The 22735-nt window shown below is 61.6% G+C and carries 17 protein-coding genes; 8 read left to right on the forward strand and 9 right to left on the reverse strand.

The genetic code is table 11. The features are described from left to right. Positions 1-177 precede the first annotated feature (177 nt). From cobT to ACLIRY_RS05715, 3 genes are all read right to left on the reverse strand, one after another. Positions 178-2082: a cobaltochelatase subunit CobT gene (gene cobT, locus ACLIRY_RS05705; protein WP_413204392.1), complete on the reverse strand. Its 1905-nt coding sequence runs from the start codon at positions 2080-2082 to the stop codon at positions 178-180. An 80-nt stretch (positions 2083-2162) separates the two neighbouring features. Beyond that, entirely contained in the window at positions 2163-3152 is a 990-nt protein-coding gene (gene cobS / locus ACLIRY_RS05710) for a cobaltochelatase subunit CobS (protein ID WP_413204393.1), read from the reverse strand. 276 nt (positions 3153-3428) lie between these two features. After that, entirely contained in the window at positions 3429-3968 is a 540-nt protein-coding gene (locus ACLIRY_RS05715; protein WP_413204394.1) for a J domain-containing protein, read from the reverse strand. Positions 3969-4263: 295 nt separating this feature from the next. On the opposite strand from ACLIRY_RS05715, the gene ACLIRY_RS05720 reads away from it, so the two are divergent. The 5 genes from ACLIRY_RS05720 to ACLIRY_RS05740 all read left to right on the forward strand — a co-directional run bounded on the left by ACLIRY_RS05720 (position 4264) and on the right by ACLIRY_RS05740 (position 10172). Then, positions 4264-4578, forward strand: a complete 315-nt coding sequence (locus tag ACLIRY_RS05720) for a BolA family protein (protein ID WP_413204395.1) — start codon at positions 4264-4266, stop codon at positions 4576-4578. Positions 4579-4918: 340 nt separating this feature from the next. Then, a complete protein-coding gene (locus ACLIRY_RS05725) occupies positions 4919-6223 on the forward strand; it encodes an HDOD domain-containing protein (RefSeq protein ID WP_413204396.1) in 1305 nt (434 codons plus the stop codon). 111 nt (positions 6224-6334) lie between these two features. Beyond that, complete coding sequence (locus ACLIRY_RS05730; protein WP_413204397.1) at positions 6335-6643, forward strand: hypothetical protein; 309 nt, start codon at positions 6335-6337, stop codon at positions 6641-6643. Between the two features lie 445 nt (positions 6644-7088). Then, a complete protein-coding gene (locus ACLIRY_RS05735; RefSeq protein ID WP_413204398.1) occupies positions 7089-9401 on the forward strand; it encodes a VTT domain-containing protein in 2313 nt (770 codons plus the stop codon). 3 nt (positions 9402-9404) lie between these two features. After that, positions 9405-10172 (forward strand): endonuclease/exonuclease/phosphatase family protein, encoded by a 768-nt coding sequence (locus ACLIRY_RS05740; protein WP_413204399.1) that lies wholly within the window; start codon positions 9405-9407, stop codon positions 10170-10172. On the opposite strand, the gene ACLIRY_RS05745 is transcribed toward ACLIRY_RS05740, so the two are convergent. Then, positions 10173-11903, reverse strand: coding sequence for a SulP family inorganic anion transporter (locus ACLIRY_RS05745; protein ID WP_413204400.1), 1731 nt, complete (start codon positions 11901-11903; stop codon positions 10173-10175). It lies immediately after the preceding gene. Positions 11904-12235: 332 nt separating this feature from the next. Between ACLIRY_RS05745 and ACLIRY_RS05750 the strand changes: the two genes are divergently transcribed. After that, positions 12236-14659 (forward strand): ATP-binding protein, encoded by a 2424-nt coding sequence (locus tag ACLIRY_RS05750; RefSeq protein ID WP_413204401.1) that lies wholly within the window; start codon positions 12236-12238, stop codon positions 14657-14659. Positions 14660-14899: 240 nt separating this feature from the next. Here the strand turns inward: ACLIRY_RS05750 and ACLIRY_RS05755 are convergent, their stop codons facing one another. From ACLIRY_RS05755 to ACLIRY_RS05775, 5 genes are all read right to left on the reverse strand, one after another. Then, positions 14900-15892 carry a lysine-2,3-aminomutase-like protein gene (locus tag ACLIRY_RS05755; RefSeq protein WP_413204402.1) on the reverse strand — a complete coding sequence of 331 codons (993 nt, stop codon included), beginning with the start codon at positions 15890-15892 and terminating at the stop codon, positions 14900-14902. A 1-nt stretch (position 15893) separates the two neighbouring features. Next, positions 15894-16427, reverse strand: coding sequence for a YfbR-like 5'-deoxynucleotidase (locus ACLIRY_RS05760; protein ID WP_413204403.1), 534 nt, complete (start codon positions 16425-16427; stop codon positions 15894-15896). Positions 16428-16569: 142 nt separating this feature from the next. Continuing rightward, positions 16570-17910 (reverse strand): MFS transporter, encoded by a 1341-nt coding sequence (locus ACLIRY_RS05765; RefSeq protein ID WP_413204404.1) that lies wholly within the window; start codon positions 17908-17910, stop codon positions 16570-16572. An 83-nt stretch (positions 17911-17993) separates the two neighbouring features. Next, positions 17994-18293: a hypothetical protein gene (locus ACLIRY_RS05770; RefSeq protein WP_413204405.1), complete on the reverse strand. Its 300-nt coding sequence runs from the start codon at positions 18291-18293 to the stop codon at positions 17994-17996. A 49-nt stretch (positions 18294-18342) separates the two neighbouring features. Next, the gene (locus ACLIRY_RS05775; protein WP_413204406.1) at positions 18343-18690 is read right to left on the reverse strand and encodes a DUF1491 family protein; all 348 of its coding nucleotides are present in this window, start codon (positions 18688-18690) and stop codon (positions 18343-18345) included. A 132-nt stretch (positions 18691-18822) separates the two neighbouring features. Between ACLIRY_RS05775 and ACLIRY_RS05780 the strand changes: the two genes are divergently transcribed. Continuing rightward, positions 18823-19266, forward strand: coding sequence for a response regulator (locus ACLIRY_RS05780; protein WP_413204407.1), 444 nt, complete (start codon positions 18823-18825; stop codon positions 19264-19266). A 143-nt stretch (positions 19267-19409) separates the two neighbouring features. Next, positions 19410-22505 (forward strand): PAS domain S-box protein, encoded by a 3096-nt coding sequence (locus ACLIRY_RS05785; protein ID WP_413204408.1) that lies wholly within the window; start codon positions 19410-19412, stop codon positions 22503-22505. The last annotated feature ends 230 nt before the right edge of the window (positions 22506-22735 follow it).

The following is a 22735-nucleotide window of genomic DNA, read 5'->3' on the forward strand; positions in this document are numbered from 1 at the left end:
GGCTCCGCCCAAACCCGCAAAGGCTCACGGACCCTTTAATCCCATGCTCCAAAAACGATGGGGAAGTGGGGCAAAACCCCGAATGCTTCGGGCTTTAAAGGGCCAAGGTGGAAGGTGGTCCGCGTCACGCCAAGGGCCTGCTGTCAGCACGACAGGACCCACCTTGATTTCGGACCCCTACATCACCAAACGGGATCCCCGGGGAGCCATGCGGGCGGCGCGAGGGTCGTCCTCGAACAGCTCAAGAAGCTGACTCATCATGGTGCCCCCCAAATCTTCGGCATCGTTAATCGTCACGGCGCGCTGGTAGTAGCGGGTCACGTCGTGGCCGATTCCGATGGCCACCAGATCCACAGGAGAACGGCGCTCGATATGCTCGATCACCTCCCTCAGGTGCTTCTCCAGGAAATTGCCCGAGTTGGCCGACAGGGTGCTGTCGTCCACCGGCGCGCCGTCAGAAATCACCATCAGGATCCGCCGGGCCTCGGGCCGGGCGATCAGCCGGGCATGGGCCCAAAGCAGAGCCTCCCCATCGATATTCTCCTTCAGGATACCTTCCTTGAGCATCAACCCAAGGGCGCGCCTGGCCCGGCGCATGGGCAGGTCCGCTTCCTTGTAGATGATATGCCGAAGGTCATTCAGGCGACCGGGCGTCGTTGGCTTGCCTGCCTTCACCCAGTCCTCCCGGGACTTGCCACCCTTCCAGGCGCTGGTGGTAAAGCCCAGGACTTCCACCTTGACGCCGCAGCGCTCCAAGGTCCGCGCCAAAATGTCGGCACTCACCGCAGCCACAGAAATCGGACGCCCCCGCATCGAGCCCGAGTTGTCGATCAGCAAAGTCACAACCGTATCCCGGAACTCCATGTCCTTTTCCCGCTTGTAGGACAGGGACATGGTGGGATTCGCGACGATCCGGGCGAGCCGTGCAACGTCCAGAAGGCCGTCTTCCACGTCGAATTCCCAATTGCGGGTCTGCTGGGCCATCAGCCGCCGTTGCAGGCGGTTGGCAATACGGGTGACGACGCCCTGCAAATGGCCGAGTTGCTGATCGAGTTGGGCACGCAGGCGGCTCAATTCCTCTGGATCGCACAGATCGACCGCCCCCACGACCTGGTCATGCGCGGTGCAATAGACCCTGTAGCGCTCGCCGTCATCATCACTGGAAAACTCATTGCGGCGCTTGGAGGGATCAGATTCCCCGGCAGGGTCATCGGACCCGGTACCGGGCATCATGGCTTCCTGGGAGACCTCGACCTCGTCGTCGCCTTCCCCCCCCTCGCCCTCGCCGGGCATCATTTCCATCTCGGATTCCGGTCCGGGGGAGGACATACCTTCCGGATCGGCCTGCTCCTCAGCGGAATCCGTCTCTTCCTGCTCCTCAGATCCCCCCTCGCTTTCGGAGTCCGTCTGTTCCGCCTCTGTGGCGTCGAAATCCTCCAGCCCGATTTCATCGAGCATCTCCCGACAGGAGCGGGCAAACTTACCTTGATCGGCCAATTGCTCAACCAGCCGGTCAAGGGCAACAGCCGCCGCATCGGGCAAAACCTGACGGGCGAGTGCGGTGACCTTGGCCGTCACCGGCCCCTGGTCGACGATGCCAAAGCGTTCCAGAGCAAGCAGGCGCATGGCCTCGCCCATGGGGATCTGGCTGGGGTCGGAGGCCCGGTCGTAGCCCTCGGCGGTCAAGCGTTGCTCAATGGCTCCACCGATATTGGCCGCGACCCCGGCGAGGCGGGAAGAGCCGATGGATTCATAACGGGCCTGCTCCAGGGCGGAGAAGATCTCGCGAGCTTCGATGCCGCCCGGCTCCAGGCTGGCCTGAACCTTGGCGTTATGGTGGCGGATCTTGAGCGCCAGACTGTCCGAAGACCCCCGCAGGCGGGTCAGAAGCGCCGCATCCATCTTGCGTGGCGGCAAGGGCAACCGGGCCTGTCCGCCCACCAGGGCAGCGGATCCGGGCGCATAGGTGACTTGCAGGTCCGGGTTGCCGGACAGGGCACGCAAGGCCGCAGAGGTGGCGCCTTTCATGGCTTCCACGGCTTCGTTGGCCCGCTTATTCGAACCCAGGGGTTGGCGGCTCATGCTGATCCCTCAGGGAGAGGACGAAGAGGAGAAAGGGGAGGAACAGGGCACCGCGAACCGGCATCCTGTCCCCATATCCCTTAGACGAAGGCGGTGCGGTTGGCCGCGCTTTCCGGCAGGTCCTTGCCGAAACACCGCTGGTAATATTCCGCGATGATGGCCCGTTCCGTCTCGTCGCATTTGTTCAGGAAGGTCACCCGGAAAGCAAAAGCGTCATCCCCGAAGATGATCGCATTTTCCGCCCAGGTCAGGACCGTGCGGGGCGACATGACCGTGGAGATATCCCCGTTGATGAAGCCCGACCGGCTCAGGTCGGCAACGGCGACCATGGCGGAAATCTTCTCCCGCCCTTCCGGCGTGTCATATTCCGGATGCTTTGCCAGTCCGATTGCCACCTCGGCGTCATGTTCCAGGTAGTTCAGGGTGGAGACAATGTTCCACCGGTCCATCTGCCCCTGGTTGATCTGCTGGGTACCGTGGTACAGGCCCGTCGTGTCGCCCAGGCCAACCGTATTCGTCGTCGAGAACAGACGGAAATAGGGGTGGGGACTGATGACTTTGTTCTGGTCCAACAGGGTCAGGCGGCCTTCCACCTCCAGCACGCGCTGGATAACGAACATGACGTCCGGCCGACCGGCATCGTATTCGTCGAAAGTCAAAGCCACGGGGCGCTGCAGGCACCAGGGCAGGATCCCCTCGCGGAACTCGGTGACCTGTTGGCCATCCTTCAGCACGATGGCATCCTTACCCACCAGATCGATCCGGCTGACGTGGCTGTCCAGGTTCACCCGGATACAGGGCCAGTTCAGCCGCGCGGCAACCTGTTCGATATGGGTGGACTTGCCGGTGCCGTGGTAGCCCTGGATCATGACCCGGCGGTTGAAGGCGAACCCGGCCAGGATGGCCAGGGTCGTATCCTTGTCAAAGCGATAGGTGTCGTCCCGCTCGGGTACATGTTCCGTCGCCTGCGAAAAGGCCGGAACGGTCAGGTCAGTATCGATCCCGAACACATCGCGCACGGAAATTTGCACATCGGGCTTATCCAAGGGGTACTCCGCAGCGGCATCCATTAAAGCTGTCCTCGCATCATCTTGAAGTGGTCGGCGGATTCAGGGACTCCAACAGCCCATGTCCCAAGAAACAGGAGCTGACCATCTCCGGCACCGTCCAACCCATGGAACCCCAATACCCATCCCGCCGGGTCTTTGGGCAAGCACTATATACTCGGAGCCAACGGAAAAGTGGATCCTGGATTTTCCGCCACCGATCGACCATGGCAGAATGCTGTGTCGACGGCACAGGGCGGAACGCCGTCCCCTTCACTTGGCTTCTCGGCACCAAAGGAATCACGCAGACAGGGCCTTCGCCAAAAGGTGGTAGGCCTCACTGACCATCTTGAAGCGTTCCTCGGAGTCCTTATCCCCGCCATTGGCGTCGGGATGGTACCGCTTGACCAAGACTTTGTAGCGAGCCTTCAACTCGACCAGAGTCAAGGGCTCGTCCAGGTCCAAAACCCGCATGGCCCGAGCCCGGGGCCCATCCTCGCGGTGGCTGGGCGCGCGGGGCTCACGCCGGGCGCGGGTGGCCTCCTCGGCTTCCTTCTCAAAAACGCCCAAGGGGTCCCGGAAGAATCGCGGATCCGGACCTGTGGCGCCCTCTCCCCGGCCCGGAGCCATCCGGTCCCCCAGGGGCCAAGTGGGACGAAATCCGACCGCAGCCTGTTGGATTTCCTTCTCCAGCTCCAGGTCGCTCATCCCCTCGTAGTAATTCCACGACCGGTTATAGGCCTGCACATGGTCCAGGCAGAACCAATAGTACTCATTCAAGCCCCGGTTTTTGGGCGCGCGGTACTCTCCTTCCCGCTTGCAATCCGGGTGGTCACACATGCGTTTAGGCTCCGGCCCTTTCAGGTCGAAGTCCTCTAAGGGCGGTACGCCGCGTCGTCCACGTCGTCCGCCACCTATGTCATTAGTCCGTGCCATCGCCGCCTACTATGGGGAGCATGATCGAACAAGGCAAGTCTCGGACTCACCCCGTTTCGCAGACTGTTTCCCTTGACAGCCCTCCCTTGGCAACCCATTCCCACAAGGACTCAGTCCTTCGCCCGCCCCTGTCACGCGGGTTCACCAAAGACCCGGTCCACCAATAGGGAGGGTCTTGCCGTCGAAAAGGTCCGCGACCATGGCCGAAACCTACCATGAGCGTATCATCCGCAAATTGACCGAAGGGTTAGCCCCCGTCGCTCTTTCCGTCCGCGATCAGTCCCATAAGCATGCCGGTCACGGCGACCGGGTGGCCGCCGCAGGGAAAGGCGGCCATGCCCCCATGGATGGCCAAGGCGAGACCCATTTCCACGTGGATGTGGTCTCCGCCAAATTCGATGGCCTATCCCGGGTAAACCGTCAAAGGCTGGTCAACGACCTGCTTGCCGATGAACTGCGCGAACGCGTCCACGCCCTGTCCATGCGCTGCCAATCCCCCTCGGACGCCGGATAGGGCTTCGCTTCTGATCGAAGCAAACCGTGGCATTTCGCAGAATGCTGCGGGTTGCATCGCATTTCGCAAAACGCCAAGCAGTCTGATTGAGACAATAAGTCTAGGTCTAGATCTACGTCAAATTGTCGGTCTATCTATATAGTGGATTGTTTTAAAAAGGAAAAAATAAGAAGACGGGACTGTCTGTGTCTTTGGCACAAGGTTTGCTGTACTCTCGTTACGTTACGCTGGTTTTCACGGTTGGGGGTAACCCCGGTTCCCTGATTGGATCTATGCTAGCGAAAACCGTCGACCCCAAATTCACCATCGGGGTCGTGGCACGACCGGAGGAGCGACACCCATGCTGCCCTTACATGACCTTCTACTTGTTGGCAATTTGCCGAACCTGATCCCGATGGACTGCGACATTCTGTCGACGGAAGGGGTGCGTTGGCGGGTCCGGGTGGCATTAGACGCAGCGGAAGCCCGGTCGATGCTCGCAGATTCTCCACCCCATGTGATCGCTTGTGCGACGATCCTCCACGACACCCGGGGCCTTGCCCTGCTGGAGAGCCTTCGCGTCACCCATCCGGAAACCATTCGCATCCTGGTTGGAGAGACCACAGACGAAGCCCAGTCGGTGCGGGCCTTGACCGTGGCCCATCGCATGGTCGATCCGCACCGGGGGCAATTTCTGCGCGCCCTGACCGAAGCGGGACATTTGCTCAACCACATCAACAACGCCTCGGTCCGCCGGGTCCTGACGGAAGTGTCGGATCTGCCCGCCCGTCCGAGTATCCATCTGTCCGTTTCCCAGGCCGTCCGTCATCCGGACCATGCAGCAGATGAGGCCGCCAAGACCGTGACTTCCGACCCAACGCTGGCCGCACTGGTCCTGCGGGTGGCCAACCGGGGCGCCCTACACCCCCACCACGCCATTGGTTCGGTGGAGCTCGCCGTCCGGTACCTGGGTCTGCGCACCGTGGAGGCCATCGCCCTGCTTCACGGTCTGGGCGCCCCGGCACCGGGGGACGCCATTGCGACCCGTCGGTTCGAAACCTTCCTGACCCATGCCGAGGCCAGCCGCGTCGCGACGGAAATCCTGTGCGATGTCGAGGGTCTGGAAGGCGACCCCCGGGACAACACCATCACTGCGGCCCTGCTCCATGACATCGGCGTTCTGATTTTAGCCCGCTATGCGCCGGAGAAGCTGACCATGGCAGAAAACGCAGCGAAACGGGCAGGTGTCCATCGAACCGTGGCTGAACAGGCCATGTTCGATTGCACCCATGCCGAAGTCGGCGCCTGCATGCTCGCCCTTTGGGGGCTGCCCGCCGAGTTGACCCGGGCCGTGGCCCATCACCACCGTCCCGACATGGATGGACGTCCGGGCTTGACCCCGGCCCTGTTGATCCATGTGGCCCGGTCCTTGGCCCGAACTCCCATCACCTGTGACCCTGATGGGCCGCCCGAACAATGGCGCGCCCTGGATATCGACCTGGATGCCCTGCGCCGCCTCGGCCTGGACAACAGGCTTCCCCTTTGGGCCAGAACCATCCGTGACCGTTGGCCCGCCGATCTGCCTCCCGCCCCGATAAACAGGACACCGACCGCCGCCTCAGACTCTCCGGTCATGACCTCGCAATCGGGACAAAGACCAAACTGACCACTTGGTTCCGAGGAACCAAGCCAAGCTCCCATCCCTACCTTCTTTTGCAACACCGTCGGTTCCGACCGGTTCCGGTGACCGCCCGACCCATGCCCAAGGACAACATCCATGACCCAGAATTCCTCCCTCTCCGATCTCGCCCGCATCCTGGTTCTCAGCGAGGATGACACCGTCCTTCGCCTGGCCGAAAGTGAACTGCGTAAGCTCTATACCGTCAGCACAGCATCCTCGGCGGTCAACGCCATTCGCTTGCTGGCGGAGAGTGGTCCCTTCGCTGCCGTGTTGACCGACCGGGAATCCTCTCCCACGGGAATGGACAGCCTGCTGCCCGAGCTGATGGGCAACTATCCGCAAACGGCCCTGATGGTCTTCAATGGCTCCACCGCCCTGACCCCCAAAGATGCGACCATTCACTAAAGTGACTTTAAAGTGCCTTCGAGGCCAAATTGGGCCAAGACGTGGCCCAATTTGATCTCGGAGCACTCTAAGTATAAGATTTTAGATCAAATCAACCGCCTTAAATCGACTCCGATTTAGGGCGGTCACTGTACACGACAGAGGGTGTTTTCCCGTCACGAGGCTTTGCCCCATCCCCAACCGGGGCCTGAGGACCCGGATTTTCAAGGACACAGAGTATAAAAGAAAAAGGGGGGTTTGAGGGCATTGGCCCCCAAATGGGCTTGGGCAATCGCCCAAAAAATATAAGACCCAAAAAATAGAAGACACTGTCCTGTCCTGTGCCGTGTCAGGCGGTTTAATCAAAGCTCCCCTCAACCCCAACCGCAGCAAACAGCCCCTTCGGAACCAGCCGCCTTGCGCCGCGTTACTTTCTGGATCATCCACTTCAAAGGATACCCCAGGCATGTCTGCGGACACCGAAGCTCAGAAACCGGTGGAGGACGACGTTCCCCTCACCAAAGCCGACGCCCTTCCGACCGCCCGGCGGAACCCGGGTGTTTGGCGCCGGGAGCGGGCTGAGCGGTGCGCGATCCTTTTCAATGGGGAGTCCTATTACGCGGCCCTGCGCGACTCCATAAAAGCCGCGCGAAAATCCATTTTCATCTTGGCCTGGGAGCTCCATTCCAAAGTTCCCCTGCTCCGGGACGTGCCCCTGGATTCCGAAGGCCGGGCAGAAGACGGCTGGCCCGTCACCCTTCGCCTGCTTCTGTTAGATGCCCTGGACCGCAATCCGGAGCTGGAGGTCCACATTGTCCTCTGGCAAGCCGCCGTGCTGTTTCGGTTGGAACGGGAAGTCCCCTTCGACCTGCCCAGTCTCTGGGCAGGCCACCCCCGCCTACATTTCGTCGAGGATGGAGACCTTCCGGCCCTGGCCAGCCATCACCAGAAGATCGTCACCATCGATGATCGGATCGCCTACACCGGTGGACTGGATCTCACCGGATCCCGCTGGGACACCTCGGAACACCACGTCTCGGATTCCCGGCGGGCCAATCCCGATGGGACGGAGGGGGGACCCTGGCTTGACCTCCAGGCCCTGGTTGACGGGGATGCCGCACTGGCCATCGCCGAGCTGGTTCGGACCCGCTGGCTTTGGGCCACGGGTGAGCATCTGGATCCACCCGATCCCACCGGCCCGAACCATGATCCCTGGCCTCCCTCGGTCTCCCCCCAATTCCGAAACCACGAGGTCTCGCTCGCCCGCACCGAACATCCGCACGAAAGCGGGGCCCATGAAAGCCGGGAAGCCGTACGCGAGGTGGAGGCCAGTTTCGTCGAGGCCCTGGAAAACGCCAAACAGTGGATCCTGATCGTCCAGCAGTACTGCACCTCCAAAACCATCGGACAGGTCCTTGAACGCCGGTTGGCCGAGGAAGACGGGCCAGAAGTGGTGATCATCCTGCCCCATGGGTCGGACGGTCCCACCCAACAGGCGGTCATGGACACGGGCCGCGACGCCTTTCTCGACCGCCTGCGCGCCGTGGCGCCCCCTGGCCGCCTGGCCGTCTATTGGCCCGTAGCCCGGACCGGAACCCGAACCGGAGAAGCAAACCGGACTCGACAGAACCAGACGGACCAAGCCGCGACCGAGAAACCTATTTACGTCCATGCCAAGACTCTCTTCATTGACGGCAGGCTCGTCCGCGTGGGGTCTGCCAATATGGCAAACCGGTCCATGGGACTGGACACGGAACTGGACCTGACCCTGGCCGCTCCCGACGATCCCGAGGCCCAACGAACCATCACCGACCTCGCAGCCAGCCTCTGCGGCGAACTCCTTGGCCTGGACGGCCCGCGTCTGGACCAGGAGGTAGACCGTCAGGGCTCCTGGATCGCGGCAATCGAGGCGTTGCGGGAGAGACCGGGCAATACCTTGCTCCCCCTGACCCACCGCGCCCCCTCCCTTTATGCCGATCTGGCGCCGGATCCCCGTCTGACCGATCCGGATCGCCCCCTGGATCCGGATCTGGTGGCCGCCCTGATGGTCGTAGACCGGGATGAGGCTCCTCCTCCGGCCAATCCAACCGACCCGGACTCCAGACGCCTTGGGCGACGGGCTTGGTTGCTCCTGGGAAGCGGCATCGCCCTGATGGGTGCCCTGGCGATGCTTTGGACCAATCCCGATGTACTGGCCTGGATCAATCCCAGCCACCTCGTATCCCTTGCTGGGGATTGGGCGCAGGGGCCTCTCGCACCGCTGCTGACAACCCTGGCCATCGTTCTTCTGGGGCTGACCGGTTTTCCGGTTCTGGTCATGATCCTGACTGTGGGCCTTCTCTTCGACACCTGGCAGGCCCTGGCCATCAATGTCATCGGTGTCAATGCCAGCGCCGCTTTGTTGTTCGGTTTGGGCACCGTCCTGGGCCGGGATGCGGTGGAACGTTTCGGCGGTCGTGCTATCCCGGCATTGAGCAGGCGTCTGGCCAAACAGGGCGCTGCCACCGTAGCCGCCTTGCGCAATCTGCCCATCGCGCCATTCACCTTGGTAAACCTGATCTGTGGGGCCACCCACATTCGCTTCCGCGATTATATGCTCGGAACTTTGTTGGGCATGGGACCGGGAATCATCGCCTTGTCGTTCCTGGGAGACCGGTTGGCCCGCAGCCTGAAGAACCCGGACCTCGCCACCCTGGGCGGACTGGCGGGCATGGCAGTGATCACCGCCGGTATCGCCCACCTGTTCCAACGATGGGCGGAAAAACGGAGCGACGCTTAAACCATGCCATCGGAACAAGATTTAGACCCGACCCCACCCTCGAACCTCTCCCTCAGGGTTGTGTGCTGGAACCTGCATGGCTGCATCGGCACCGACGGCCGACGGGACGTTCCCCGGATCGCAAAAGCGCTCGCCGTCCTGAAACCGGATATCGCCGGTCTTCAGGAGGTGGACCTGACCCGATTGCCGGACGCACCCCATGATCCCCTGGAGGTCCTGGCCAATGGGACAAATATGCGATCCGTCCATGCGCCGACCCTGTGGCGGGACGGCCATGCCTATGGCAATGCCGTGCTCTCCCGCTGGCCCATAACCGTAAGCCTGCCCCTAGACCTGTCCGTTGCGGGCAAGGAGCCACGCAACGCCATGGACGTGACCCTGAAGCACCCCGCAGGACACCCCCGGGTGCTGATCACCCACTTGGGCTTGGGCCGCAAGGAGCGGCGCGTGCAAGTGGCTCGTCTGGCCGAACGACTGGCCCACCCCCTGGGGGGAACCGATGGGGACGACCGTACCCACCCCATGATCCTGATGGGAGACCTGAACGAGTGGCTGCCCTGGGGCAGGACCTCCGTCGCCAGTCTCAAGGCTGGCTTCGACGCCGATTTCTCCCGCCGCACCTTTCCCAGCAGCCTGCCCCTGTTCCGACTGGACCGGATGCTCTTCCGCCCCAAGCCAAAGCGGGTGGTCCGGGTCCCCGATCCACCCCGGGGGTTTGGCGTGCGCCGGGCATCGGACCACTTACCCCTGGTGGTGGACCTGCAGTTTTAATCAGCCCCTTGCCAAGACCTGCTCGCGGTTACGCCCAATGTGATCCAGGGCTTCCTCCACCGTGTCCGTGACATGGGCGAGCGGCAATGTGACCCCATGGGCGGCCAGCGCGGCACGGATTTCCGGAGAGGTGCCGGAGATATACAACCGCACCCCCTGCCGCTCGGCTTTGCGAGCGGCGCCCTCGATGGCGTTGGCACCGGTGGAATCCAGAAAAGGCACGGCGGTGAAATCCAACACGAAGGCTTGCCGACGGTCGGAGATGCGATCCAGAATCGCCCCCACATTCGCCGCAGCCCCAAAGAACAGAGCACCGGTGATGCGGTAGACCACCACGGACGGATCCGCCGCCCCTCCCTCATAGGCCTCCCGATCCGTAGGCAAGCCATCGGCTTGGTCCTCGGCCACGAAGGGCTGATGGGCCGAGACTTCGATGCTCCGTGACATGCGGTGAACGAACAGCAAAGTTCCGAGCAGAAAGCCTGCCAGAATTCCCTCGGTCAGGTCCCGGAACAGGGTCAGGAAGAAAGTGGCCGACAGAACCAGCGCATCCCCGCGAGAGGTGCGGAGCAGGATGGCAATGGCGTGACGTTCCACCATGTTCCAGGCCACCAGAGCCAGGACTCCCGCCAAACAGGCGAGGGGAATGAACGCCGCCAAGGGCGCAGCCACAACCAGGAAAATCAGGAGGAAAAGAGAGTGGAACATTCCAGCCAAGGGGCTCCAGGCGCCAGCCCGCACATTGGTCGCCGTCCGGGCAATGGTGCCGGTGACGCAAATACCACCGAACAGAGCCGAGCCCATATTGGCCACCCCCTGCCCGACCAACTCACAATTGGACCGGTGGCGTCTGCCCGACATGCCATCGGCGACTACCGCCGACAAAAGGCTTTCAATGGCGCCCAACAGGGCGAAGGCGCCGGCATCAGGCAGAATGGACAAAATCCGGGCCATGGACAGATCGGGCAGACGCGGAGCGGGGAGGCCTGCGGGGATCTCTCCAAACCGGGTCCCAATGGTCTCGACCGGAAGGGTAAAACCCCAAGCAAGCAACCCGCCAAAGGCCACGGCGATGAGCATCCCTGGCCACCCCGGAGCAATACGCCGCAACAGAAGGATCAGTCCGATGGTCCCAAAGGCCAGAAGGGCGGTCAGCGGATCGGCTGTTGGTAAGCCCTTTGCCAGAACGGAAAGGCGGGCGGCAAGTCCTTCGCTCCCCCCTCCCCCGCTGAGGGTCAGTCCCAGAAGGTCCCGGAGCTGACTGAGAAAAATGATGACCGCGATCCCCGCCGTGAATCCCACGGTAACGGGGAAGGGAATGAACTTGATGTAGGTCCCGATTCGCAGAAAGCCCATGGCCAGCAGGAACAGGCCCGACAGGAAAGTCGCGAGGATCAGCCCGTCGACCCCTTGGCGCTGGACAGTGGCGGCAACGAGGATGATGAAAGCCCCTGCCGGACCACCGATCTGGAACCGGCTTCCCCCGAGTGCGGAAACCAAAGCGCCGCCAACGATGGCGGTATAGAGCCCGCGCTCCGGCCCCACGCCCGAGGCAATGGCAATGGCCATGGACAGCGGCAGGGCGACAATGGCCACGGTGAGCCCGGCCAGGGCATCGGCCTTCAGTCCGACAATCCCCTGGCGCTCCCGCAGTGTGGTGACGAGTTTCGGCGTAAACAAGTCCAAGAAGGACGCGCGGTCGGGGGAGGCCCCCTTCGCGATTTGGTCCATGGCGAGAATCCCTCGATCCTAAGTTTCCCGGCCACCCTGTTCCATTGTTGCACGGGCAACTGGGTGGCTGACGCATCGGGCACAGGCCCCTCCGAGAAGGGCGAACAAACCCACGACTGTCTTTTTGTTGATCTTCTTTGCTGGCATAGCATGCCGCCCCGCCTCTGGGAAATGGGAGACTCACCCGCCCTTGTGCGCTTGCATTTTCCCCCTCCAGCGCCCAGGCTGGGACTCCAATGCTCCTCCCGGAATACCCTGCCCCATGTTCCCAGCCCTGTCCCTTGCCATGCCGGTCTCCCCCACCCCTCTCGCGCTCCAACCTCCCTTGTTCCATGCCCAGTGACCCCTTGATCACCACAGCCCAGTCGTTGGCTGATCAGTGCGCGCCGCTGTTGCCCTGGGTCATGGGCGCAATCGCCATTGTCGCCGGCTGGGCCGCTGTGAAATGGCGGCGCGCCTGGCTGAATGCTGTCGAGCAAAGGGACGTCGCCCGCACCGAAACAGAAAGCCTGCGCGAGACCCTCCACACCTCGGACGATGGCTACTTCCTCTGGGTACTGGAGGGACCCCAGGCGGGGACAGCCATCTGTTCCCGCCGTCTGGCCGTCCTGGCCCGCCTGCCCGCTGGCCTGGAGTCCTCCTTTTCAGACCTGCTCGTCGTCCTGCGGGACGATGATGCCCGTCTGTTGGCCGAGCAGGTCGCCGATCTGCGGTCCAAGGGAGCAGGGTTCACGCTCGATGTGGTTCATACGGGCCTGGGCCGCCGTCTGCGGGTGACGGGGATCCGCGCCACCACGGAAATGGGTAAGACCCTGGCCGATGTGCTCTGGGTGCGGGATGTGACCGATGCGGCTGAGGCGCTGGAGACTCTTGGCGACCGCGTTGCCGCGCTGGAAATTGAACGGGACCGCCTGCGCGGCCTGCTCGACGGGTTGCCCACACCCGTCTGGGTGCGCGACGACAGTTTGACCATCGTGGCCTGCAATCTGGCCCATGCCCAGGCCCTCGACCTGGACAACCCCCTGGAGGTCGTCGCAGCCCGGAGGGAGTTGTCCTCTGGCGGAACCGGCCAGGAAATGCGCGCACTGGCCGCCCGGGCCCGGGCTGCAGGCCGCCCCAGCCAAGCCCGGTTCCATGCTGTTCTGGAAGGTGAGCGCAAGCTGGTGGCCATCACGGAAACACCCATCCCCTCGGGTCCCCTGGCCGGACAAACCGTCGGCATCGCCCAGGACTTTACCGCCCTGGAAGAAGTGGAAGACCGTCTGAGCCAAGAAACCCAAGCCCATGGCGCGGTCCTCGAAAGGCTGGGGTCGGCCATCGCCATTTTTGACGGTGTCACCCGCATGACCTTCCACAATGCGGCCTTCGCAAAGCTTTGGAAGCTGGACGCAGAGTGGTTGGCGGAAAACCCACCCTACGGGGATTTCCTGGAACGGTTGCGCGAAGCCCGCCGCCTGCCCGAGGTCGCCGACTTCCCCGCCTTCAAGGCCGGAGAAGTCGCCCTCTTCACCAAACTCCTCCGCCCCCGGGAGGATATCCTGCATTTGCCCGATGGAGCGACCCTCCGTCGGATTCTCGCCCCCCATCCCCTGGGCGGACTGCTGGCCACCTACGAGGACGTGACCGATAGCTTGGCCATGGAGCGGTCCTATAACCAATTAACGGCAGTCCAACGCGAAACCCTGGACCATTTGCACGAAGCCGTGGCCGTCTTCGGCGGCGACGGACGGCTCCGCCTGTCCAATCCCGCCTTCGCCTCCCTTTGGGGCCTGGACAGCCCCAACCAGACCCCCCTCGCCTCTGACTTGGTGGCCCGCATGGCCGACGCGGGCCAGGGGGGCGACGATTGGGAGGTTTTGGGCCGCCGCCTGACCGGTGGAGGCACCGGACGGGAACCCCGCACCGGTCGAGTGGTTCGATCCGATGGACGACACCTGGATTACGCCACGGTTCCCTTGCCCGACGGCGGACTCTTGCTCTCCATGGTGGACACAACCGACCGGGCCCGGGTGGAGCAGGCGCTCCGCGAACGCACGGATGCCCTGCGGGCCGCAGACCGGATGAAAAGCGAGTTTATCGCCAATGTGTCCTTTGAGTTGCGCACCCCTTTGACCACCGTCGGCGGCTTCGCCGAGATCCTGGCGGAGGGCTACTATGGCAATCTGAATCCACGCCAAAAAGAGTACGCCCAGGTCATCGCCCAAACGGCGGGCCAGGTCACGCGCTTGATCGACGATATCACCGATCTGGCGAGCATCGATGCGGGCAACCTCACCCTTGATCTGGATGCCTTCGACGTCCATGCGGCCCTGGCTGCGGTGCTGGCCCTGGTCCGGGAGGCCGCGAAACGCCGGGCAATTACCCTGCATTTCGACTGCCCCCCCGATGCCGGCTGGATCGTCGCCGACGAAACACGGATCAAGCAGGTCCTGTACCACCTGATGACGAATGCCATCACCCATTCAAGCCAGGGCGGCCAAGTAACCCTGGCTGTCCAACGGGACGCCCCGGGCGAAGGGGAAAACCCCCATCGCGACGAGATGGTCTTCACCGTCGCCGACACGGGCCGGGGTATGGACGAAACCCAGAGGACCCGGGCCTTCGACAGTTTCGCCAAGGGTCCTCGATCCGAAGGTGCAGGCCTGGGGCTGACCCTGGTCCGCCGCTTCGTCGAGTTGCATGGTGGAGAGATCGACCTGATCAGTGTCCCCGAAGAGGGCACCACCATCATCGTACGCCTGCCAACGGGGGGATAAGGGGAAAGCGAGCGTCACTCTTCTTGAAAAACCGAAAAACGCGGGGCTTTGCCCCGTGACGGGGAACACCCCCTGTCGTGTACCGTGAAAACAGGTGCCCACGTTTCCTGCCTCAGCTTTAGAGTGAAACGGGATCAGCTTGAGTCAAGCTGGCCCCGTTTCACTCTCATTCTATAAGTTTTAGAGTATCTTCGAGGCCAAGTTTGGTCGCGAAGCGACCCAACTTGGCCTCGGAATACTCTAGGGACTCGAGATAGGCCACTTCCCTTGCCCCTCCGGCCCATCGAGCACATAGGTCGGCTGGCACAGGCCCGAAATGGTGCGGCGCAGGGCATCAGCCAGGGCCTTGCCCTCCGCCAGGGAGAGGCGGAAATGGGAGGTTCCCTTCGCCCGGTCCGGATGGTGCAGGTAATAGGGCTTGATCCGGTTGTCCACGAAGCAACGCATCAGGTCACGCAGGGTCTCCAGGTCGGCATTCACCCCCCGCAACAGCACCGTCTGCGACAGCAGGGGAATACCCCGATCCACCAAACTGGCCACGGCCGCCTCCGCTGCCGGGGTAAATTCCTCAGGGTGGTTGGCATGGATCACCAGCCAGACCGGTGTCCTCCGGCGCAAAACAGCCCGCATCTCCGGTGTGATCCGGTCTGGATCCAGGACCGGCACCCGGCTATGGATCCGCAGGGTCCGCACATGGGCAATGCCTTCCAGGTCGTCCAACAGGCCCCCCAGACGCCGGGGAGACAGCATCAAGGGATCGCCACCCGACAGAATCACTTCCCGAACCGCTGGAGTCGCACCGATGTAGTCGAGAACGGCGGCCCAATCATCGGGGGCCAAAACCTCGCCCCCCGGCCCGACCTGTTCCCGTCGGAAACAGAACCGGCAATAGACCGGACAGGCATGCAAAGGCTTCACCAGCACCCGATCGGGGTAGCGGTGCACCACCCCCTTTACTGGAGCATGGGCGCCATCGCCAATGGGTTCGTCCAATTCGTCGGGCGTCGTCACCAATTCCCGGACATCGGGCAGGAACTGGCGGGCCAGGGGGCTATCCGGCCCCCTGACCCGTATCCCCTCGGCCAGGGCCGAGGGGATGGCCAAGGCATAGCGATCCACGACCTGAGCCAGGGCCGGAGCCTGCTCACCGGACAGAAGACCCTCGGCTTCCAGGTCTTCCAGGGTGCGCAGTGTGGTGTCGCGCAAAACGCGCAAGGTGGTATCCCGGCCCATGTCAGCGGGACGCCAAACGAACGGCGGCCTCGGCCCGGCGGAAAGCGTCAAGGAAGCGCGTCTGCACTTCGGCCACGGGAAGGGGGGTCAGGGTGACGCCGACCAGGGGTTTTTCCTTAATGCCCAGGACCGTCTTCACCTCCTTTTCCGTGAAACCGGCCAGTTGAACCGCTTCCGTCGCCGCAGAAATCCAATCGGCTTTTTTGATCAGGGCCTTGACCTCCGGCGCAGGCACAGGCGGCAACCCGAAACGGGTATAAACGGCGGCCATCAATCGGCTCTCCACTTCCTTGAAGACATCGCCCACGGCGGCCTTCAGGGGGGTAATCAGGTCATGGGTCACATATTCGCTGGCGTCGTGCAAAAGGGCCGCCAGGATCACCCGGGGATGGGCTTTGGGCTGGAGGGAGCGGACAATGTCGCTGACCAAAATGGAATGTTGAGCCACGGACCAGCCGTGCGCCCCCTGGGTTTGCCCATTCCACCGGGTATTTCGGGACAGACCCAGGGCGATATCCTCGATTTCGATATCCATGGGCGAGGGCTCAATCAAGTTGAGCCGACGCCCGGATAACATGCGTTGCCACGTGCGAGGGGCCTGCGCGCGCAGACGGTCTTCAGTCGACAAAACGGAACTGGACTCAGTGTGAGACATGCAAAACGACTCTTGATCAAAGTTAAGCTGCGGACCGTTCCGCGTCCTCCAAATCGGCCTCATCCTCCTCCACAGGTGCGGGTGCGTTGAAATCGAAGGAGAGTTGGCCATCTTCATAGTCGGCCCGGGGGTCAAGTTCGGTCGCGACGGGCGTGGTTCGCGCGACGATCTGGAAGGGGAGTTTCTCGTCGTCCGGCGCCGCATCGCGGATCCGCATCCGCAAGATCGTATAGGCGAACATTCCCAGGGCAATAAAGCCGCTGAACAGGAACAGACCCGAGGGGCCGATCCCTTCCATGATCGCTGAGGCGACCAGCGGTCCAATCACGGCTCCGATACTGTACGTAAACAAAAGCCCACCACTGGCCGACACCATGTCCACCGGATCCAACCAGTCGTTTACCAAGGCCACGCTGACCGGATAGAGGGTGCTGACCACGGCTCCAAACAGAACCGCCGATCCCAGGAAGATGCCTTTGTCCAAGAATTGGGACAGGTCAATCCCCACCCATTGCCCGGCAATCAGGAACAGGCAAGCCAGAACCAGGGCCAGACTGGTTCCGGCGATGATGAACCGGCGATCCATGCGGTCGGACAACCGGCCCAGGGGCCATTGCAAGAGAAGCCCGCCAATGATGACCGCACTCATGAACAAGGCAACCCCGGTCAAATCCAGCCCCATGGTCCGGGCGTAAAGGGGACCAAGGGAATAGAAGGAGCCCAAAACCAAACCTGCGGTCAACGCACCGAACATGCCCGTCGGCGAAATCCGGAACAGGCGAACCAAGCTGAAACTGGAAATTTCCGGCAAGTCCGGCGCCGGAATCCGTGTGATGGTAACCGGCACCAGAGCAACAGAGGTGAGAATCGACACCAGGGCAAACAGCATGAAGCCCGTGGTCTGGCCCAAAAGCAGCAGGAACTGTGCCACGCCCTGGAAGAAATAGGTAATGATCATATAGGCCGACAGCAGGGCCCCCCGGGTCTCCGCCGTCCCCCGAGCATTCAACCAGCTTTCCGCGCACATGAACAGACCGGCCATGGTGAAGCCTTCCACCAGGCGCAGGCAGCCCCAAAGCCAGGGATCCAGCAGGAAGGCATGGGCCAAACTGGCCGCAGAATACACCGAGGCCAAGGCGGCAAAGGTCCGCACATGGCCCACGGCACCGATGACCGAGGAGACCTTCAACGCCCCAAGAATCAAGCCAAGGAAATAACTGGCCATGACAATACCGGACACGGTCGCGCCCACATTCATGTCCGCCAAACCCACACCAACCAGGGTCCCCAGGAGCCCATGCCCCAGCAGCAAAATCCCAATCCCACCCAGAAGGGGGGTGACCGAAAACAACACGGAGACCATCGGGGGATGTCCCAATCCTGGAAAACTGGACAAGGCCGCGTCCTCGCGGTCCCTTGCCCGTGGAAATGAAGGGGGGAACGGGATCAGTCCCGGCCGCGTTCCCGGCGATAGGGGATGACCAAGTGGTCCATCCAGGCGCAAATTTCGCTTCGATGCGTGACGGGATCCAAGATATCCGAATCCAGCCCGAAGGCCCAGGCCAGATGCCGCAGACGGGGCAGACCATCAACCGAAAGCAGAGACACCCAACGGACAACGGGCCTCACCTCGGCAAGGACCTGACCATAAGCCCGGGCATAAGTCTGGGCTCCGTAGTCGGCCTTGACGGCGTCATGAACAGCCGCATTGCCTTCGACAATCAAGAAAAGCGGAGCTTGAGTCACAAAAATCGCCTTGGCCTTACGGAACGACTCGTTCCAAGAGGGGTTAGGGTCACAGCACGACAGTGTCAACGGGCAGGGTTAGAGAAGGATCCTCGATTTCCACCACCCAAATATCCGCATCATACCGTTCCTGCCGCTCCAGATAGGCATCCGCCGTCCGTTCGTCCACCGGTTCCGAACCGGTGGCCCGCATCCAAACCGCCTCTCCTTCACCGGATCGGGCTTGGCAAAGCACCTGACACCCTGCTCCCAAACCATTGAGTTTCAAAAAGATGGCCCCCGCATCGGGATCCCCCCGGCGGAGTTGGTAAGCAGAAAGACCCCGGACCTGACATCGCCGGATGATGGCTTGGACCACCGTCCGAGCCTTGAGCCTTGGGTCATCCCCCATAGCCATCTCCTCATCTCCCATCGATTGCTGCAATTTGACCATAATCCGGCAGATCTCTCAGTGCGACATATGGACGCCAGGATGATCGGCGTTTAGGATGAGTTTTCCCGAGTAGAGGGGGGTGTCCGGGAGCACGGAATGGATATATCCGCCGTAAAGGTTCTTCTTGTCGACGACAATCCGAATATGCGGTTGTTGATGACCACGCTGCTCAGCGCCGTGGGCATTTTGGATATCCGGGAAGCCGCCAGCGCGAAAGATGGCCTGGATCTTTTAAGGACCTGGGTGCCCTCCATCGCGTTGATTGATTATGTCATGCCCGAAATGACAGGGATGGACATGACCCGAGCCATCCGCAGAGACACGGACACCACCCTGGCATCCATGCCTATCATTATCGTTACGGGGCATGGAGAAACCGAAAACATCCACAAAGCCGCAGAAGCAGGCGCAAACGACTTCATTGTGAAGCCGTTCACCGCACGCATCTTGATTGGTCGTATTCAACGGTGTCTGCGTGACCCCCGGACCATCTCCGAAATGGTCGCGGAGAGGGATAGGGCGCGTACCGGCGACCGATGATGGAGCGCCGATCAGAGTCCTCCCCAGAAAAAAGGGTGACGTTTCCAACTCCTTCTCCAGGTCATCGGAACCGTTGGTCTTGCTGGCCCCATCCCCTTCCGGCACTCCGAAAAAAGACGCTTGGAATTCTTCTGATTGTTGGCTTGTTGGTCCTGATTCTGGTCTGTGTCACCTGGATCCTCGTCAAGGAGCGAGAGTCGGACCTGCGGGACGCACATCTCCGGCTAACGGAAGAAGCTGTAGAACTGGCCCATGTTCTGGACGCAACCCTCTCTGGCGCTGGTGCTATCGCACGACAAGTGGCCCTGGATACTGGTGCAACCCTGGCCCTGGGAAAGGATCCGGATGCGGATCGTTTCAAAACCCGGTTGGCACCGTTTGTCGCTGACGTCCCAGGGCTGGTTGGCATCGCCGCCCATAGCCAATCCGGTCGCCTTCTGGCCCAAGTGATCAAAGGCCCCCTTCCCGAACACCCTTTTGCCCCCCCTTCGGAACCGGAAAGCTGGTCCAAGACCCCGGAATCCATCCAGTACCAGATCCTTGGCAGCGGCCCGTCCCTGCTTCGCCCATCCCTGCTTCGCCCATCCCTGCTTCGCCCATCCCTGCTTCGCTTGGTCAGCCCCATGACCGGAGACACAGGCGCCCCCCTGGGAACAGTCTCGATTCTGATCGACATCGATGCCTTGCTAACCCTTCAGAGTAATCCCAAGCTTTGTCGGCAATTCTATGTCAACGATGCCATCTTGGCATCCCAGGGCGCCTGTTCCAAACCTTCCGGCACGACCGTCTCGGATAGCGACACCTTGGTCAGCACCTCCCGCGTTGAGTCCTCTGGCACCCTGACGATCGCTCTCTCCATGTCCCGGGACGCGGCTTTGAAACACTGGACGCATACCGTCTGGATCTCATTGGTCGGATTTGGAGGATTCGCCCTATTTCTGGCAGTCGCCCTGATCACCATCCTTCGAAAGGTCGCCCATCGGATCGACGTACAGGAGCGTAAGGACCGGGACAATGCCCAACTCGCCGCCGCCCTTACGGCCTCGGGCCTGGGAACCTGGGCCTGGAGGTCCTCGGAAGGCACTGGGGAAATGAGCGGCGGAGGCCTGGAAGATGAAATCTTGGACGGCACAAATTGGCTCGATCGGATTTTGCCCCGGGATCGGCTTGCTCTAATGGCAGCACTGGAAGCCCAGGAACGGGGCCTGGCCACACCGCTGGACATCCAAGTGCGGTGCGCCTTCAAGGACGGATCCATCCGTTGGCTCCGCTTCCGAGGTCGCCTTATTCCAACGGGACAACACGGGTCAACAGGACAAGATGGGGAACACCCCCCCTATGTCGCCGGTCTTTGGGCCGATGTGACAGACCAGAGCCAAGTCGCCATGGAACGCCTCCGCCTGGCCACGGCGGTGGAGAAAGGTCCTGTCGCGGTGATGATGACCGATGCGGAAGGACGCATCGACTATGTGAATCACAAATTCCAGGACGTAATGGGCTACACTCCGTCGGATGTTCTTGGTCAATACCCTGAGATGATCGGCTCCGGATTAACGGATCCTTCGGTCATCACGGACCTCTGGTCACGGGTTTCCCAAGGACGGGACTGGTCCGGCGAGATCATCAACCGTCACAAGAATGGTCATCTCGCTTGGCATCTCGTCTCCATTTCCCCAATCCAGTCCGATGATGCCGTTATCGGCTATGTCGCCGTGTATGAAGATATTTCCGAACGGAAACGCCTTCAGGAAGACCTGAACATGCAGGTTTCCATGATGCGGGCAGTCCTGGACATTTCGCCCAACGGGATCTTGGTCGCAGACCTGCAGGGTCGTCCCCGCATGATCAATCTGCGCCTGAGGCGGCTGTGGGGGTTGGATCCGGATGTTCTCGAAACGGAGGAACCGGGTTTCCTGTTCGAGACCATGGCCAAAAAAGTCGCCGAACCCCAGACCTTCCTGGAAGTCATCAACAGCCTGAACGAAGCCCCCCGCGAGCCGGAAGTGGGGCTGGAGATCATGTTCCGAGACGGACGAGTCATTGAACGCCATTCCCTAGCCGTGGAGGACGACACGGGCACCCCCTGGGGCCGGGTCTGGTTTTTCCGGGAAGTAACCGAGCAAAAACGCGTGGAAAGGGCCCTGTCCGATCAGTTGGAATTCCAGCATACCCTGCTCGATACCCTTCCCAGTCCCGTCTTTCACATGGACCGCCAGGAACGCTTCCTTGGGTGTAATCGTGCTTTTGGAACGCTGGTGAGCCGGTCGCCAGAAGCGGTCTTCGGCGCCACGGCAGATGAGCTTTTTTCCCAGGAACGGGCACGCCGCCTGACGGAAGGAAACCGGGACCTTCTCACCAACGGAGGCATGGACATCCGCGAAATCACGTTAATGGATTCCGAGGGCGTCTTCCGCGACATGGCCATGTCAAAGGCAGCGTTTACCGACGCCCAAGGCCAAGTCAATGGCTTGGTTGGCATTTTGACCGACGTGAGCAACCTGAAAAAAGCAACGGATGAACTGCGCCGCTCGAACCAGGACCTGGAACAGTTCGCCTATGTGGCCTCCCATGACTTGCAGGAACCTCTGCGCATGGTCTCAAGCTACCTTGGCCTTTTGAAACGACGCTACGCCGACCATCTGGACGACGACGCCGTTGAATTCATCGGCTATGCCGTGGATGGGGCCCATCGCATGCAGGACCTGATCCAAGACCTGTTGCATTTCTCACGCATCGACACCCGAGGCAACCCCCTGGAGCCGACGTCCACTCGCCTATGCCTGGACATGGCCATGAATAATCTGCGCGTTTCCTTCGAAGAAGCCAACGCACAATTGGTCTGCCTGCCCTTACCCATGGTCATGGCCGATGATGCACAGATTACGAGCCTGTTTCAGAATCTCCTAAGCAACGCTGTAAAATACCGGGCTCCGGACCGCACTCCGGATATCCGGATCCAAGTCACCCAGGATGGGGACTATTGGCGCTTTGCTGTCAGCGACAACGGTATCGGCATCGCTCCCCAATTTGCCGACAAGGTCTTCATGATTTTCCAGCGTCTCCAAACCCGCGATCGCTATCCGGGAACCGGAATCGGGCTGGCCGTCGTGAAGAAAATCGTCGAGCGACACGGCGGTCGCGTCTGGCTGGAGGGAGAGGAAGGCGTTGGCACGACCTTTTATTTTACCCTCCGAGCCATCCCCGAGGAACTGGCCGTTTTCAAAGAAAACTTGGCCTAGAGTGCTCCGAGATCAAGTCTCACGGTACACGACAGGGGGGCTTTGCTCCGTCCCCCACTGGGGCCAAAAGGCCCCAGACCCCAAGCATTTACTGGCCAAAAGGCCCCAGACCCCAGGCCAAAATAAATGGGGCCTTGGGCAATCGCCCAAAAAAATATAAGACACTGTCGTGTATCGTAGTCAGCTCTGACAAGACCCTGCCCCAAACGGGGTGTCTTTGATTCCGCCTC

Source organism: Rhodospirillum sp. A1_3_36 (assembly GCF_047263945.1).
GTDB lineage: Bacteria > Pseudomonadota > Alphaproteobacteria > Rhodospirillales > Rhodospirillaceae > Rhodospirillum.